The sequence below is a fragment of the Acidovorax sp. GW821-FHT09A11 genome (genome assembly GCF_059418365.1).
This window is the reverse complement of record NZ_JBWKPS010000002.1, coordinates 76519-91632: the sequence shown is the minus strand read 5'-3', so window position 1 is coordinate 91632 and position 15114 is coordinate 76519. Positions and strand designations below refer to the sequence as shown.

General features: G+C 65.7%; 12 protein-coding genes and 2 tRNA genes. 11 read left to right on the top strand and 3 right to left on the bottom strand.

The features are described from left to right. The first annotated feature begins 67 nt into the window (after positions 1-67). The 6 genes from pheS (at position 68) to AC07PV_RS04360 (ending at position 5230) form a co-directional block, all read left to right on the top strand. Positions 68-1120: a phenylalanine--tRNA ligase subunit alpha gene (gene pheS, locus AC07PV_RS04385; protein ID WP_218297542.1), complete on the top strand. Its 1053-nt coding sequence runs from the start codon at positions 68-70 to the stop codon at positions 1118-1120. Between the two features lie 128 nt (positions 1121-1248). Next, positions 1249-3696 carry a phenylalanine--tRNA ligase subunit beta gene (gene pheT / locus AC07PV_RS04380; protein ID WP_494629522.1) on the top strand — a complete coding sequence of 816 codons (2448 nt, stop codon included), beginning with the start codon at positions 1249-1251 and terminating at the stop codon, positions 3694-3696. Between the two features lie 23 nt (positions 3697-3719). Beyond that, on the top strand, positions 3720-4046 hold the full coding sequence (locus AC07PV_RS04375; protein WP_218297540.1) for an integration host factor subunit alpha: 327 nt from the start codon (positions 3720-3722) through the stop codon (positions 4044-4046). A 97-nt stretch (positions 4047-4143) separates the two neighbouring features. Beyond that, the gene (locus tag AC07PV_RS04370) at positions 4144-4578 is read left to right on the top strand and encodes a MerR family transcriptional regulator (RefSeq protein WP_218297539.1); all 435 of its coding nucleotides are present in this window, start codon (positions 4144-4146) and stop codon (positions 4576-4578) included. 30 nt (positions 4579-4608) lie between these two features. Continuing rightward, positions 4609-4685, top strand: a tRNA-Pro gene (locus AC07PV_RS04365). Between the two features lie 245 nt (positions 4686-4930). Then, a complete protein-coding gene (locus AC07PV_RS04360; protein WP_218297538.1) occupies positions 4931-5230 on the top strand; it encodes a single-stranded DNA-binding protein in 300 nt (99 codons plus the stop codon). Between the two features lie 180 nt (positions 5231-5410). Here AC07PV_RS04360 and AC07PV_RS04355 read toward each other — a convergent pair whose 3' ends face one another. Further along, positions 5411-5614 carry a hypothetical protein gene (locus tag AC07PV_RS04355; protein WP_218297537.1) on the bottom strand — a complete coding sequence of 68 codons (204 nt, stop codon included), beginning with the start codon at positions 5612-5614 and terminating at the stop codon, positions 5411-5413. 622 nt (positions 5615-6236) lie between these two features. Here AC07PV_RS04355 and nirB point away from each other — a divergent pair. The 5 genes from nirB to AC07PV_RS04330 all read left to right on the top strand — a co-directional run bounded on the left by nirB (position 6237) and on the right by AC07PV_RS04330 (position 13913). Then, positions 6237-8771: a nitrite reductase large subunit NirB gene (gene nirB, locus AC07PV_RS04350; RefSeq protein WP_494629521.1), complete on the top strand. Its 2535-nt coding sequence runs from the start codon at positions 6237-6239 to the stop codon at positions 8769-8771. 207 nt (positions 8772-8978) lie between these two features. Next, complete coding sequence (nirD, locus tag AC07PV_RS04345; RefSeq protein WP_369642344.1) at positions 8979-9335, top strand: nitrite reductase small subunit NirD; 357 nt, start codon at positions 8979-8981, stop codon at positions 9333-9335. Positions 9336-9500: 165 nt separating this feature from the next. After that, on the top strand, positions 9501-10811 hold the full coding sequence (locus tag AC07PV_RS04340) for a nitrate- and nitrite sensing domain-containing protein (protein ID WP_369642345.1): 1311 nt from the start codon (positions 9501-9503) through the stop codon (positions 10809-10811). A 390-nt stretch (positions 10812-11201) separates the two neighbouring features. Continuing rightward, complete coding sequence (locus tag AC07PV_RS04335; protein WP_218338790.1) at positions 11202-12014, top strand: formate/nitrite transporter family protein; 813 nt, start codon at positions 11202-11204, stop codon at positions 12012-12014. Between the two features lie 144 nt (positions 12015-12158). Continuing rightward, the gene (locus tag AC07PV_RS04330) at positions 12159-13913 is read left to right on the top strand and encodes a bifunctional protein-serine/threonine kinase/phosphatase (RefSeq protein ID WP_494629518.1); all 1755 of its coding nucleotides are present in this window, start codon (positions 12159-12161) and stop codon (positions 13911-13913) included. Positions 13914-14014: 101 nt separating this feature from the next. Here the strand turns inward: AC07PV_RS04330 and AC07PV_RS04325 are convergent. Together AC07PV_RS04325 and AC07PV_RS04320 are read right to left on the bottom strand one after the other, a co-directional pair. Beyond that, a tRNA-Thr gene (locus AC07PV_RS04325) sits at positions 14015-14090 on the bottom strand. 12 nt (positions 14091-14102) lie between these two features. After that, positions 14103-15110 (bottom strand): class 1 fructose-bisphosphatase, encoded by a 1008-nt coding sequence (locus tag AC07PV_RS04320; RefSeq protein ID WP_218297531.1) that lies wholly within the window; start codon positions 15108-15110, stop codon positions 14103-14105. Between the last annotated feature and the right edge of the window lie 4 nt (positions 15111-15114).

The window sequence follows — 15114 nt, the reverse complement described above, 5'->3', positions numbered from 1 at the left end:
TTGCGCAATAACAGCAAGGGCTAGGGCTTGAAAAGGCGCTAGCCCTTGTTCATTTTCAAGAGTCGATATGAACGAGTTGGATTCCCTGGTCGAGAGCGCGACGCAACTGTTTGCCCAAAGCGCCACCCCTGCTGATCTGGAAAACGCCAAGGCGCAGTTCCTGGGCAAGTCGGGTCGCGTGACCGAGCTCATGAAGGGCATGGCGCAGCTGTCGGTGGATGAGAAGAAGTCCCGCGGCGCCGCCATCAACGTCGCCAAGCAGGCCATCGAGGCCGCGCTCACCGCGCGCCGCCAGGCATTGGCCGATGCGGAACTGCAGGTCCAGCTCAAGGCAGAGGCCCTGGACGTGAGCCTGCCAGGGCGCCAGCGCGGGCAGGGCGGCCTGCACCCCGTGTCGCTCACGCTCGAGCGTATTGAGGGCATCTTCGGCTCCATGGGTTTCGATGTGGCCCAGGGCCCCGAGATCGAGACCGACTGGTTCAACTTCACCGCACTGAACACGCCGGAAGACCACCCCGCGCGTTCCATGCACGACACTTTCTACGTGGAAGGCGGCACCCCCGAGGCGCCCAACCTGCTGCGCACCCACACCAGCCCCATGCAGATCCGCCACGCGGTGCAGCATGTGAAGAAGCACCGCGCGCTGCTCGACGCCGGCCAGCCCATGCCCGAGATCCGCGTGATCGCGCCGGGCCGCACTTACCGTGTGGACAGCGACGCCACGCACTCGCCCATGTTCCACCAGTGCGAAGGCCTGTGGATTGGTGAGAACGTGAGCTTCAAGGACTTGAAGGTGATCTTCACGGCGTTTTGCCGCACCTTCTTTGAAAGCGACGACCTGGTGCTGCGCTTTCGCCCGAGCTTCTTTCCTTTCACGGAGCCCAGCGCCGAGATCGACATCCAGTTCCAGACCGGCCCGCTCGCCGGCCGCTGGCTGGAAGTGGCCGGCTCCGGCCAGGTGCACCCGAACGTGGTGCGCAACATGGGTCTGGACCCCGAAAAATACATCGGCTTTGCCTTCGGCATGGGCCCCGACCGCCTGACCATGCTGCGCTATGGCGTGAACGACCTGCGCCTGTTTTTTGACGGCGACATCCGTTTTCTGTCGCAGTTCCAGTAACCAGCAGGGCCGGACGGCTGCCATTCGGGCAGCCCGGCGGTCCGCCCAGCCGTTTTCACCCTGGCGCATGTGTCCCGAGAGACCGCGCAGGGTAATTTCCGTATACGACCCCGTACAAGAGTTCGACTATGCAATTCCCTGAATCCTGGTTGCGTGAGTTCTGCAACCCACCCCTTTCGACCGCCGAGCTGGCCGAGACGCTGACCATGGCCGGCCTGGAGGTGGAGGAGCTGCGCCCCGTGGCGCCGCCGTTCGCGAAGATCGTTGTGGGCGAGATCAAGGAAGCCGTGCAGCATCCCGATGCCGACCGCCTGCGCGTGTGCCAGGTGGACGTAGGGCAGGGCGCCCTGCTCAACATCGTGTGCGGCGCACCCAATGCGCGCGTGGGCATCAAGGTGCCCTGCGCCCTGGTGGGCGCCGAGCTGCCGCCGGGCGACGACGGCAAGCCCTTCCTGATCAAGGTCGGCAAGCTGCGCGGTGTGGAAAGCCAGGGCATGCTGTGCTCGGCGCGCGAGCTCAAGCTGTCGGAAGACCACGGCGGCCTGCTCGAACTTGATGCCTCCGCGCCCGTGGGCCAGGACATCCGCGAGCACCTGAACCTGGACGACACGCTATTCACCCTCAAGCTCACGCCCAACCTGGCGCACTGCCTGAGCGTGTACGGCATTGCGCGCGAAGTCTCGGCGCTGACCGGCGTGCCGCTCTCGCAGCCGGCGTTTCCTGCAGTGTCCCCCACGGTCTCGGACACCCTGGCCGTCAAGGTCAGTGCGCCCGACCTGTGCGGCCGTTTCAGCGGCCGCGTGGTGCGCAACGTGAACACCCGCGCCACCACGCCGCAGTGGATGCTCGACCGCCTGGCGCGCTGCGGCCAGCGCGGCGTGTCGCCGCTGGTGGACATCTCCAACTACGTGATGTTCGAGCTGGGCCGTCCCTCGCACATCTTCGACCTGGACAAGATCCATGGCGGGCTGGATGTGCGCTGGGGCAAGGCGGGCGAGTCGCTCAAGCTGCTCAACGGCAACACCATCACCGTCGACGAAAAGGTCGGCGTGATCGCCGACAGCCAGCAGGTCGAGTCGCTCGCCGGCATCATGGGCGGGGACGCCACCGCCGTCTCGGACGACACCAAGCACATCTACATCGAGGCTGCCTTCTGGTGGCCCAAGGCAGTGGCCGGGCGTTCGCGCCGCTACAACTTCTCGACCGATGCGGGCCACCGCTTCGAGCGCGGCGTGGACCCTGCGCTGACGGTGGAGCACATCGAGCGCATCACCCAGCTGGTGATCGACATCTGCGGCACGCCCGAGACGGCCTGCGGCCCGATGGACGACCAGCGCGTGAACCTGCCCGTGCCCCAGCCCGTCACGCTGCGCGTGGCGCGCGCGGCCAAGGTCATCGGCATGCCGCTCACGCAGTTGCAGTGCGCTGACGTGTTCAGGCGCCTGGGCCTGCCGTTCACGGAAGGCGATGGCACTCTCACCGTGGCGCCACCGGCCTACCGCTTTGACATCACCATCGAAGAAGACTTGATCGAAGAGGTTGCGCGCATGGTGGGTTACAACAACCTGCCCACGACGCCGCCGCTGGCCCCCATCACCCCCAAGCTGCCGGCCGAGGCCACGCGCAGCCCGTTCGCCGTGCGCCGTACGCTGGCGGGCCTGGGTTACCAGGAAACCATCAACTTCAGCTTCGTGGAAGAGCGCTGGGAGCGGGAGCTGGCGGCCAACGCGCAGCCCATCAAGCTGCTCAACCCCATCGCCAGCCAGATGAGCGCGATGCGCTCGAGCCTGCTGGGCTCTCTGCTGCAGGTGCTCAAGTTCAACCTGGATCGCCGCGCCGAGCGCGTGCGCGTGTTCGAGCTGGGCCGTGTGTTCCTGCGGGATGCCAGCGTGGCCAACAGCGACACCACGGTGGAAGGCTTTCACCAGCCCATGCGCGTGGCCGGTCTGGCTTATGGACCCAACGATGCGCTCCAGTGGGGCCGCAAGGAGCAGTCGATCGACTTCTTCGATGTGAAGGGCGATCTCGAGGCCTTGCTGGCGCCGCTGCGAGCCACGTTCGAGCCGGCCGTCCATCCTGCGATGCACCCCGGCCGTTGCGCGCGGGTGCTCCTCAACGGGCGGGCCGTGGGTTTCGTGGGCGAGCTGCACCCGCAGTGGCGCCAATCGTGGGAGCTCCCGCAAGCGCCGGTGATGTTTGAACTCGAACTGGATGCCGTATTGCAGCGTGCAGTGCCCCAATTCAAGTCCGTGGCCAAGCACCAGTCCGTCGAACGTGATCTGGCGGTGGTGGTCGCTGAGCGGGTCACCCATGCCGAGGTCATGGCGGCGGTCCAGCAAGCGGTGCCCGGCGCAATGCTGCGTTCGGCCGTGCTGTTCGATGTGTACCGGCCCAAGGCGCTGCGTGCGGGCGAAGAGGCACCCGCCGGTGGCCTGGCTCCCGGGGATAAGAGCCTGGCGGTGCGCCTGACTCTGGGCAGCGACGAGGCGACGCTCACCGAGGCCGAGATCGATGCCGCTGTTCAAGCGGTGGTGGGGCAATTGGCCCAGCGCATGGGCGCACGGCTGCGTGTCTGATGATGTTCAAGGGAGCTGACGCCATGATCGAATTCGCCGTCGAAAGCCTGGAAACGCCAGCGCTGACCAAGGCACAACTGGCCGATCTGCTGTTTGACCAGATTGGCTTGAACAAGCGCGAGTCCAAGGACATGATCGACGCATTCTTCGACCTGATCTCGCAGAGCCTGGTGGAGGGCAAGGATGTGAAGTTATCGGGTTTCGGCAACTTCCAGATTCGCACCAAGGCACCACGGCCCGGGCGCAACCCGCGCACGGGCGAGGCCATTCCGATCAAGGCACGCCGCGTGGTGACGTTTCACGCCAGCAGCAAACTCAAGGAACAGATCCAGACGGCTGCCGGATCGTGAATTTGTGCCGTTTTTGTGACCAGAATGTTGCCGATGACTGGCGGTCCGTGCGCGTCTGCAGTACGCTAGCTGGCTGACCGGTTTGAATCCACCACCCATGGGCACCCCCCTTCCTTCGATCCCCGCCAAGCGCTACTTCACGATTGGTGAGGTCGCGGAGCTTTGTGGCGTCAAGCCCCACGTATTGCGTTACTGGGAGCAGGAGTTCACTCAACTGCGCCCCATGAAGCGGCGTGGCAACCGGCGCTACTACCAGCATCATGAAGTGCTCATGATCCGCCGCATCCGGGATCTGCTGTATGACCAGGGGTTCACCATCAGTGGCGCGCGCAATCGCCTGCAGGAGCTTGCGCATCCCGCCCGCGATGAGGCAGGGGCCGACGGCGCGATGAACGGGTTTGATTCCGAGATGCCCAGCATGCTGGTGGACAGCGCACGCGATCTTTCCATCGATGCGATGGGCATCACGCTGGACTCCAATGCGGTGCGCAAAGAATTATTTGAAATTCGGGCGCTACTTTCTCTGGGTTGACCTTTTTTCTGCATATAATCTAAGTCTTGTCGGCGTGTAGCGCAGCCTGGTAGCGCACTTGCATGGGGTGCAAGGGGTCGCGAGTTCGAATCCCGCCACGCCGACCATTGTTAGCAAAAGCCCAGAACCGAAAGGTTCTGGGCTTTTTTGCTTGGTCGCGGAAAAACATGCCACACGGCCTGGGGTGAAATGAAAGGCGGCTTGCTGCTGCGTGCTGTGCAGGCATGGTGGCGATACCGAGCCCCCGCTGATCAGCAGGCTCCCTGTCGAGGTAGTGCTGACATGTGGTCAGCCCGTGTTGCGGTTGCCCCCGCCAAAACCAAAGTAGCGGCTCGCCCCGCAAAGGACTCTCATGATCGATGGACTGGTGGCCGGCAGGCTGTATGGCGAGGCCGAGCGGCGTACTGACAAGGCCGGGAAGCCTTTTACCGTCTCCAAGGTGCGAGCAAGCACCGCGGATGGCGAGACGCTGTTCGTCAACGTGATTGCATTTGAGGCAGGGGTCTGCGCCTCCATGCACGCCCTGCGCGATGGAGACTCTGTGGCGCTGGCGGGAAGCATCACGCCAAGAGTCTGGACGGACAAGCAGGGAAACACGCGGCCCGCGCTGGACATGGTCGCGCACCGCCTGCTCACGCTGCACGGCGAATAAAAAACAAGGCGATGCAAAACTGATCCTGCGACTCGCGCTCGCCACGGCGTGACGTGCCAACGGGCGGTGCAAGAGGAGAGGGTGGGCGAGTCCAGCCGCCTGCCTGGGCGGTGCTTGCGACGGATACCCTGCCGCGCACGAAACAGCATTGAAAACGTGGCTGCTGCCAGGTCGCAGCGATCAGGTTGGTTTTTGGGGTGCTGGCTGGTCCTGCGCGAATCCCAGTGCCTTGAGTTCTTCTTCGCTCAGGTGCAGTTCCGTCAGCTCGGGTTGCCGCGCTTCGACCGTGCGCCTGCGTTCATAGTTGGTGGGCGGCCCTTTTTCCACTTGCCGGCGGTCCTTTCCGCTGCGCCTGTCCGCGCTGCCTCTGCGTTCCACGCTCATGTTGGTAGTCCTCATATAGGAAAAAAAAGCTCTGGGATTCCTGCCCTGGCTGGCCATCCTTTCAGGAGCACTGAACAGGTGTCCTGACCGGCCGGACTGCATCGTCTCAGTCTGCATGAGGCGGGCACGTTTGAAAAAGAAAGAATGGCAACAAACCAGCACACGGCACGCCTTCCAGGTATCAGAACTCCTGGCTGTCCCTGGGGCATTCCGACGCGGTCTGCCTGCGGCAATTTGTCCCAACCTGAGGCGATGCCCTGATTTGGTGATGGTTTGCACCGCATTGATGCGACTCCGTGCCGGCCGGGTCGCTGATGCCAACCCGCTTGCCCGCTCCTGGCGAGCGCGATGTGGCCGCAGGGGTTGAAAGGGCGGCATGGATATTGCGATCTACCGTTGCATGTCTGCCGGTAAAGCTGCCGTCGGACCGACCAACACCCTCCGCTAATGATGGCGGAACCCCCGGACGAGCGAGGCTATGAGCCTCTCGTGGGGTCGTTCCAATCCACACCCGTGCCGTTGCGGAGGGTGAGGTGCACTGGTTGCCTCCCTCGGGGCTGCCGATGCACAGCATCCCTGCACTTGCCCTCCGGGCGGCCCGGTCCATTGCAGGATCACTAGCATGAAAATCGTTCTCATCGGCCACGGCATGGTCGGCCACAAGTTCCTCGAAAGCCTGGCCGAGACCGGCATGACCGGCGTCGAGGTCACCGTGCTGTGCGAGGAGCCACGCCCCGCCTACGACCGGGTGCACCTCTCCGCCTTCTTCAGCGGCACCACGGCCGAGCAACTCTCCCTGGTCGAGCCCGGCTTCTTCGAGCGCACCGGCTTCACCCTGCGCCTGGCGGCGCGGGCCGCTTCGGTGGACCGCCGCATTCGCACCGTGACCACGGTCGACGGCGAGGTGCTGCACTATGACAAGCTGGTGCTGGCCACTGGCTCCAACCCCTTCGTGCCCCAGGTGCCGGGGCGCGACCGCGACCACTGCTTCGTCTACCGCACCATCGAAGACCTGGAGGCCATGCAGGCCTCGGGCGCCAAATCCAAGACCGGCGTGGTTGTGGGCGGCGGTCTGCTGGGTCTGGAATGCGCCAAGGCGCTGCGCGACATGGGCCTGGAAACCCATGTGGTCGAGTTCGCCCCGCGCCTCATGGCCGTGCAGGTGGACGAGGGCGGCGGCCGCGTGCTGCGCGCCAAGATCGAGGAGCTGGGCGTGCAGGTACACACCGGCCGCAACACTCAGGAGATCACCAATGGCGCCCGTGCGCGCCACCGGATGGTGTTTGCCGACGGGACCTGGCTGGAGACGGACATGATCGTCTTCTCCGCCGGCATCCGCCCGCGCGACGAGCTGGCGCGCCAGAGCCTGCTGGCCGTCGGCCCGCGCGGTGGCGTGGCCATCGACAGCGCCTGCCGTACCAGCGACCACGACGTCTACGCCATCGGCGAATGCGCCTCGTGGAACGAGCAGACCTTCGGCCTGGTGGCACCCGGCTACGACATGGCCCGTGTGGCCGCCCGCCACATCGCAGGCGAGACCGACGCCGCCTTCGTCGGCGCCGACATGAGCACCAAGCTCAAGCTCATGGGCGTGGACGTGGCCAGCATCGGCGACGCCCATGCGAAAACGCCCCACAGCCGCACCTGCCAGTATGTGGACGAGCGCCGCCAAGTCTACAAGAAGATCGTCATCAGCGAAGACGGCAAGCAACTGCTGGGCGCCGTGCTGATTGGCGATGCCACCGAATACGGCACGCTGCTGCAGATGGCCCTGAACGGCATCACGCTGCCCGAGGACCCCGAGTTCCTGATCTTCCCGTCCAGCGATGGCAAGGCCAAACCCGGCCTGGGCGTGGATGCCCTGCCCGACACGGCACAGATCTGCTCGTGCAACAACGTCACCAAGGCCGGCATCTGCGAAGCCGTGGGCAATGGCGCCTGCACCATCGCAGAGATGAAGGCCTGCACCAAGGCCGGTGCCACCTGCGGCGGCTGCGTGCCCCTGGTCACCCAGGTCATGAAAGCCGAGATGGCGCGCCGCGGCATGGCCGTGAACAACCACATCTGCGAGCACTTCGCGTACTCGCGCCAGGAGATCTACCACCTGGTGCGCGTGGGCAACATCAGGAGCTTCGCGGAGTTGCTGGCCCAGCATGGCAAGGGCATGGGCTGCGACATCTGCAAGCCGGTGGCGGCCAGCGTGTTCGCCTCGTGCTGGAACGAGTTCGTGCTCAAGAAGGAGCTGGCCGGCCTGCAGGACAGCAATGACTACTACCTGGGCAACATCCAGAAGGACGGCACCTACTCGGTGGTGCCGCGCATGCCCGGTGGCGAGGTCACGCCCGACGGCCTGATCGCCGTGGGCCAGGTGGCCAAAAAGTACGGCCTGTACACCAAGGTCACCGGCGGTGCGCGGGTGGACATGTTCGGGGCGCGCCTGGAGCAACTGCCCCTGATCTGGGAAGAGCTGATCACCGCCGGGTTCGAGTCCGGCCATGCCTACGGCAAGTCGCTGCGCACGGTCAAGAGCTGCGTGGGCTCGACCTGGTGCCGCTATGGCGTGGGCGACAGCGTGGGCCTGGCCGTGGAGCTGGAGAACCGCTACAAGGGCCTGCGTGCTCCGCACAAGATCAAGTTCGGCGTCTCGGGCTGCACGCGCGAATGCGCCGAGGCGCAGGGCAAGGACATCGGCATCATCGCCACCGAAAAGGGCTGGAACCTCTACATCTGCGGCAACGGCGGCATGAAGCCGCGCCATGCCGAGCTGTTCGCGTCCGACCTGTCCAAGGAAGACCTGGTGCGCATGATCGACCGGGTGCTGATGTTCTACGTGCGCACGGCCGACCGGCTGCAGCGCACCAGCACCTGGCGCGAGAACCTCGAAGGTGGCCTCGACTACCTCAAGGACGTGCTGCAAAAGGACAGCCTGGGTCTGTGCGCCGAGCTCGAATCGCAGATGCAGAACGTGGTCGATACCTACCAGTGCGAATGGAAGACCGCCGTGACCGACCCCGAGACGCGCAAGCGCTTCCGCTCGTTCGTGAACAGCGACAAGGCCGACGAGAACGTGCTCTTCGTCGAGGAGCGCGGCCAGATCCGCCCGGCCCGCGCGGAGGAGCGCGGCGCCAAGGTCATCCCCATCCGCCAGGCCGCCTGACATGAAGCAGCCCCTGAGTCGCTTCGCGCCTTCACCCTTCTCTCGACGCGCTGTGCGAGTCCGGGAGGGGGGGCGCCCCCAGCGCATGCGCTGGATACGCCGCCTTCGCGGCGGGGCGGCCCTTGCGTGGGGCACTGGTGTCGGCTGCGCCAGTTGCGCGCGCTGCGGGCAACCTGTAGCGCAATGAATCAATAACGGAGAACTCCCATGAGCGCACTTCCCATGAACAGTACCGACCCCCTTGCCTGGACCGACATCTGCGCGGTCGACGACATCCTGCCCAGCACCGGCGTCTGCGCCCTGGTGGCCAACCGCCATGTGGCGGTGTTCCGCACCGGCAGCGACCAGTTCTTCGCCATCGACAACGTGGACCCGAAGTCGGGCGCCAGCGTGCTCTCGCGCGGGCTGATCGGCAACCTGGGCGAGCGCGTCGTCGTCGCCTCGCCGCTGTACAAGAACCATTTCGACCTGCGCACGGGCGAATGCCTGGAGGCGCCCGAGCATTCGGTGCGGGCGCACGGCGTGCGCGCCGAGGGTGGGCGCATCAGCATTGCAATGGCCTGAGGGCCTGCCCTTGAGGTCTCTTGAGGCCGTGTCCCGGCAACTCTTCGGGCCGGGTTGTGCGGAAGTGCATTGCATCGCGTTCCGCGCAGGCCCCTGGAGGCTTGGCGGGCGCGCGGCAGGTTCTGGGGTTAGCATTCCCTCGTATCGATTTTCTGGAGTTCCCGCATGCCCGACCAGGCCGCGTCCCTGACCGTTTCGACCCTTGTGCTGCGCTCGCGCCAGCTGGAGATCGACGCGGTGCGCCACCTCGCCAGCCGGGCCGTTCTGGTGGACACGATCGGCCAGCTGATAGAAGGTCTGCAGCGCGAGCGCGGCGCATCGGGCGCCTACCTGGCGTCCAATGCCCAGCGTTTTGCCGACATGCGCAGCCGGATCATCCAGGAGGTGCTGCCCCTGGAGGCGCGACTGCGCCAGGAATTTGCCCAGCATGTGGAACCCGAACAGGGCGCGACGGCCAAGGCCTTGTCGCTCATGGCGTGGGCCCTCCTGGGGCTTGATTCTCTGCCCGCGCTGCGCAGCCAGATTGACAAGCAGGCGATGACCGCACACGACTCGATCGCTGCGTTCAGCCACCTGATCGCGGGTCTGATCGAGCTGGTCTTCCATGTGGCCGATGCGGCGGGGCTGCCCAGCGTATCGCGCCAGCTGGTGGCTTTGCTGCACCTGGTGCAGGCGCAGGAAGAGGCGGGCCAGGAGCGCGCCATGGGCGCGCTGCTCTATGCCTCTGGCCAGGGCAGCGACGCGCACCAGCAGCGGGTGCTGCACCTCATCGACGCGCAGGAGCGCAGCTTGCGCGTGTTTTCCGAGTTTGCCGATCCGGCCCTGCGTGGACGCTGGGAGCAGCAGCAGCTTGCCCCCGGCATGGCCCAGCTGGAGCGGCTGCGGCGCACGCTGTGCGTGGTGCGCCCCGGCGCCGCCCTGGACAGCAACCTGAGCGACGCCTGGTTCGACGTGTGCACGGAGCGCATCAACGCGCTGTGGCAACTGCAGGTCGAACTGGTCCAGCGTCTGCGCGAGGACTGCGAGGCTCGCATCCTCGAAGCGCAGCAGGACCTGCAGGACTCCAGGGGCCTGCTGCGCGGCCTGCGCGACAACCCGCCGCAGCGCACGCACGCGGTGGACCGGTTCTTCGACATCGCGATTGCACCCACGTCCGTGCCGGAGGCGGCGGCCGGCACGCACGGGGCCGAATCGGCTTCGCTGCTGGAACTGCTGCAGGCCCAGTCGGCGCGCATGGCCGGCATGGAGGCCGAGCTGGAGGCGGCGCGCCGCACGCTGAACGAACGCAAGGTGATCGAGCGCGCCAAGGGGGTGCTGATGGCCCGCCTGGGCATGAACGAGGAAGTCGCCTTCCGCGTGTTGCAGAAAACCTCGATGGACCAGAACCGCCGGCTGCTCGAGGTGGCGGAGGCCACGCTGTCCCTGCCCGATCTCGCCTTTGCGCAGTCTGCGCTGTCAGGCGCCAAGTCCTCATAGATAGCGTCGCGGTGCCCCGCAACGGGGCGGGCAGGCACTGGTGACCCACTGTGGTGCCGGTGCCGCACCGAGTGGAGGCTCATTTCTTGCGGTGGTCGCCGCGCATGCGCCAGAGAGGGACGGGCCACGCTCCGATGCACCATTCCATCAGGGGTATGGAACTTGCATGGAGAGAAGTGGTTGTCGGCTAAAGGCGGCTTGCCAACCCACCGTCCGTGGTCTTCCGCGGGCAAAGGAATCGCGCATCCAAGGATAACGGCGTCCCTTGCGTCTCCTCCAGATGACTGGAGGACGGCGCAGCGGACGCCGTTTTCTTTTTTCCTCCTTGCGCGTTCCGCCGGCCCGCCGTCCGGGACGCTGTCAATAGTCTCCCGTCCCAAAGGAAATTCAATGGCCTACCTTGCCCCTGCCGAGTTCGTGACCAAGATGGTCGACTCCGGTGAATCCAAGCTCCTGATGTCCACCCGCGACACGCTGATCCGCTCCTACATGGCCGGCGCCATCCTGGCGCTGGCGGCCGCGTTTGCCGTGACCGTCACGGTCAACACCGGCAACCCGCTGGTCGGCGCCATGCTGTTCCCCGTGGGCTTCATCATGCTGTACCTGATGGGTTTCGACCTGCTGACGGGCGTGTTCACGCTCGCACCGCTGGCGGTGTTCGACAAGCGCCCAGGTGCCACCTGGGCGGGCGTGCTGCGCAACTGGGGCCTGGTGTTCGTGGGCAACTTCGCGGGCGCACTGACGGTGGCGGTGTTCATGGCCATCATCTTCACCTTCGGCTTCAGCGAGGCGCCCAATGCCGTCGGCGAGAAGCTCGGCCACATCGGCGAGGGCCGCACGGTGGGCTATGCCGCCCATGGCGCTGCCGGCATGCTCACGCTGTTCGTGCGTGCCGTGATGTGCAACTGGATGGTCTCCACCGGCGTGGTCGCCGCGATGATGTCCACCACGGTCTCGGGCAAGGCCATCGGCATGTGGATGCCGGTCATGATCTTCTTCTACATGGGTTTCGAGCATTCCATCGTCAACATGTTCCTGTTTCCCACCGGCCTGATGCTGGGCGGCAAGTTCACGCTGATGGACTATCTGATCTGGAACGAGCTTCCCACGGTGCTCGGCAATCTGGTCGGAGGCCTGACCTTCGTCGGTGCCACTCTGTATTCCACGCACTACAAGACCGCGCCCAAGCGCCACCATGCCTGAGCTTCTCCCTGAGCGACCTCGCCGCTGCGCGCTGCGGGCATGGGGACGCCGCCAGCGCGGCGGGGCGGCCCCCGCGCGGCGGCTGGCGGGTGGGCCGCGCCGGTTGCGTGGGCTGGCGGTGGCGTGCAGCGCCATGGACCGCTGATGGGCCACGGCACGGATCCGGGCGGGCTGCGCGTCACGCTGGGCCAGCACTCGCGGGCGGGGCGCAAGGGCGTCAACCAGGACTTCCATGGTGCCATGTTGCCCGGTGAGCCGCTGCGCGGCTCCAAGGGGATCGTCGTCGCCCTGGCCGATGGCATAGGGTCCAGCACGGTCAGCCAGGAGGCCAGCGCGGCCTCGGTGCGCAGTTTCCTGGACGACTACTACGCCACCTCCGACGCCTGGTCGGTGCGCCGCTCGGCCCAGCGCGTTCTGAGTGCCACCAACGCGTGGCTGCATGCGCAGACCATGCGCAGCCACGCGCGTTTCGACAAGGACCGCGGCTATGTGACCACCTTCAGCGCGCTGATCCTGAAAGGCCGCGACGTCCATGTGCTGCATGTGGGGGATGCGCGCATCTATCGCCTTCACGGGCAGTCGCTCGAGCAGCTGACGCAGGATCACCGTGTCCACCTGTCGTCGGCCGAATCGTTCCTCGGCCGCGCGCTCGGCACGAGTGCCCATGTCGAGATCGACTATTGCTGCCTGCCGGCCGATGTGGGGGCCCTCTACGTGCTGGCCACCGACGGTGCGTACACGCATTTCGATGCAGCCGCAGTGCATGCGGCGCTGGCACGGTTCCCCGGGGACTTCGATCAGGCCGCGCAAGATCTCGTGGAGGGTGCGCAGGCCCGCGGCGCCGACGACGACATGACCGTGCAGATCCTGCGCATCGATGCGCTGCCCGATCCTGAAGCCCACCGCCTGCATGCGCTGCGCGAAGGCCTCGCGTTCGCGCCGCCGCTGTCGCCCAGGATGCGTTTCGAAGGCTACACCGTGGTGCGCGAACTGCACGCGAGCGCGCGCAGCCACGTGCACCTCGCGGTGGACGACGCGACGGGGCAGCAGGTGGTACTGAAGACCCCATCGACGGCGTTGCGCGATGACGCCGGCTATCTCAACAGCTTCCTGCTGGAAGAGTGGGTGGCGCGGCGTATCCATAGCCCCCATGTGCTCCGGCCACACACCAGCGACCGGCCGCGCCAGCATGTCTACGTGGCCATGGAATTCGTGGAGGGCCAGACCCTGGCGCAGTGGATGATCGACCATCCCCGCCCGGATCTCGACGCGGTGCGCAGCCTGGTGGCGCAAGTGGCGAAGGGACTGCAGGCCTTCCATGGCAAGGAAATGCTGCACCAGGACCTGCGGCCGGAGAACGTGATGATTGACCGCACGGGAACCGCCCGGATCATCGACTTCGGCTCCACGCTGGTCGCTGGCCTGGCCGAGGAAGCGCACGGTCTGGACATGGGCTCATCCATTGCCGGCACCTTGCAGTACACCGCCCCGGAGTATTTTGCGGGCATGGGGGGCAGCGCGCGTTCCGACCTGTTCTCGCTGGCGGTGCTCGCGTACCAGATGCTGTCCGGGCAGCTGCCGTATGGCCTGCAGGTGGTGCGCATCCGCTCGGCGGGTGACGTGAAACGGCTGCGGTACGTGCCGGTCCGCCACTTGCGGGCCGACCTGCCGGATTGGCTGGATGCCGTGCTGCAGAAGGCCTTGCACCCCGATCCGGCCAGGCGCCAGGAGGCGGTGTCGGAGTTCATCCACGACCTGCAGTCCCCAGGGCTGCGGTTCCAGCGCCGCAGGGCGGCACCGCTGGTGGAGCGCAATCCGGTCGTTTTCTGGCAGACCGCCACGCTGGTGCTGGCGCTGGCCGTGCTCTTGCTGGCCGGGTTGCGTGTTTTTGGGCGCTGAGCAGCCAGAAAGGGCGGTGCTGCCGGGCAGCAGGCCCTCCTGGCATGCGCAAAAAAGAAAGCCCCGCCATTTATCCAATAGCGGGGCTTTCTTTACTGACTTGGTGCCGGAGAGATGAATCGAACACCCGACCTTCTCATTACGAATGAGCTGCTCTACCGACTGAGCTACACCGGCGTAAGCCTCAGATTATAGCGTGGAATGGTAGGCTGTCACGCGCTCCACCTCATTTTTTGATCCCAGGATCACGCTGACGCGCTCGTGCAGCTGGGTGGGCTGGATGTCCAGGATGCGCTGCTTGCCGTTGGTGGCGGCGCCGCCGGCCTGCTCCACCAGCCAGCCCATGGGGTTGGCCTCGTACATCAGGCGCAGCTTGCCGGGTTTGTTGGGTTCGCGCTTGTCCCAGGGGTACATGAAGACGCCCCCGCGGGTGAGGATGCGGTGCACATCCGCCACCATGCTGGCGATCCAGCGCATGTTGAAGTCCTTGCCGCGCGGGCCGTCCTTGCCCTGCAGGCACTCGTCGATGTAGCGCTTCACGGGCGTGTCCCAGTGCCGCATGTTGCTCATGTTGATGGCGAATTCCTTGGTGTCCTCGGGAATGCGGACGTTCTCCTCGGTGAGCACGAACGAGCCCTGTTCGCGGTCGAGCGTGAACATGGCGACGCCGTCGCCCACGGTGAGCACGAGCGTGGTCTGCGGGCCATAGATGCAATACCCCGCAGCCACTTGCTGGGTGCCGGGCTGCAGGAAGTCGCCTTCCTCCACGCCACGGTCGCCATCGGGCTTTTTCAGCACGCTGAAGATGGTCCCGATGCTCACGTTCACGTCGATGTTGCTGGAGCCGTCCAGGGGGTCGAACAGCAGCAGGTATTCGCCTTGCGGATAGCGGTTGGGCACCAGGTAGATGCCGTCCATTTCCTCCGAGGCCATGGCCGCGAGGTGGCCGCCCCATTCGTTGGCCTCGATCAGCACCTCGTTGGCGATGATGTCGAGCTTCTTCTGGATCTCGCCCTGCACGTTTTCGCTGCTGGCCGTGCCCAGCACGCCGCCCAGCGCGCCCTTGTTCACGGCGTGGCTGATGCTCTTGCAGGCGCGGGCCACCACTTCCAGCAGCAGGCGCAGTTGCGAGGGGATGAGGCCGTCCACCCGTTGCTGTTCAACGAGGTAGCGGGTCAGGCTGATGCTTTTTGCCATGTCA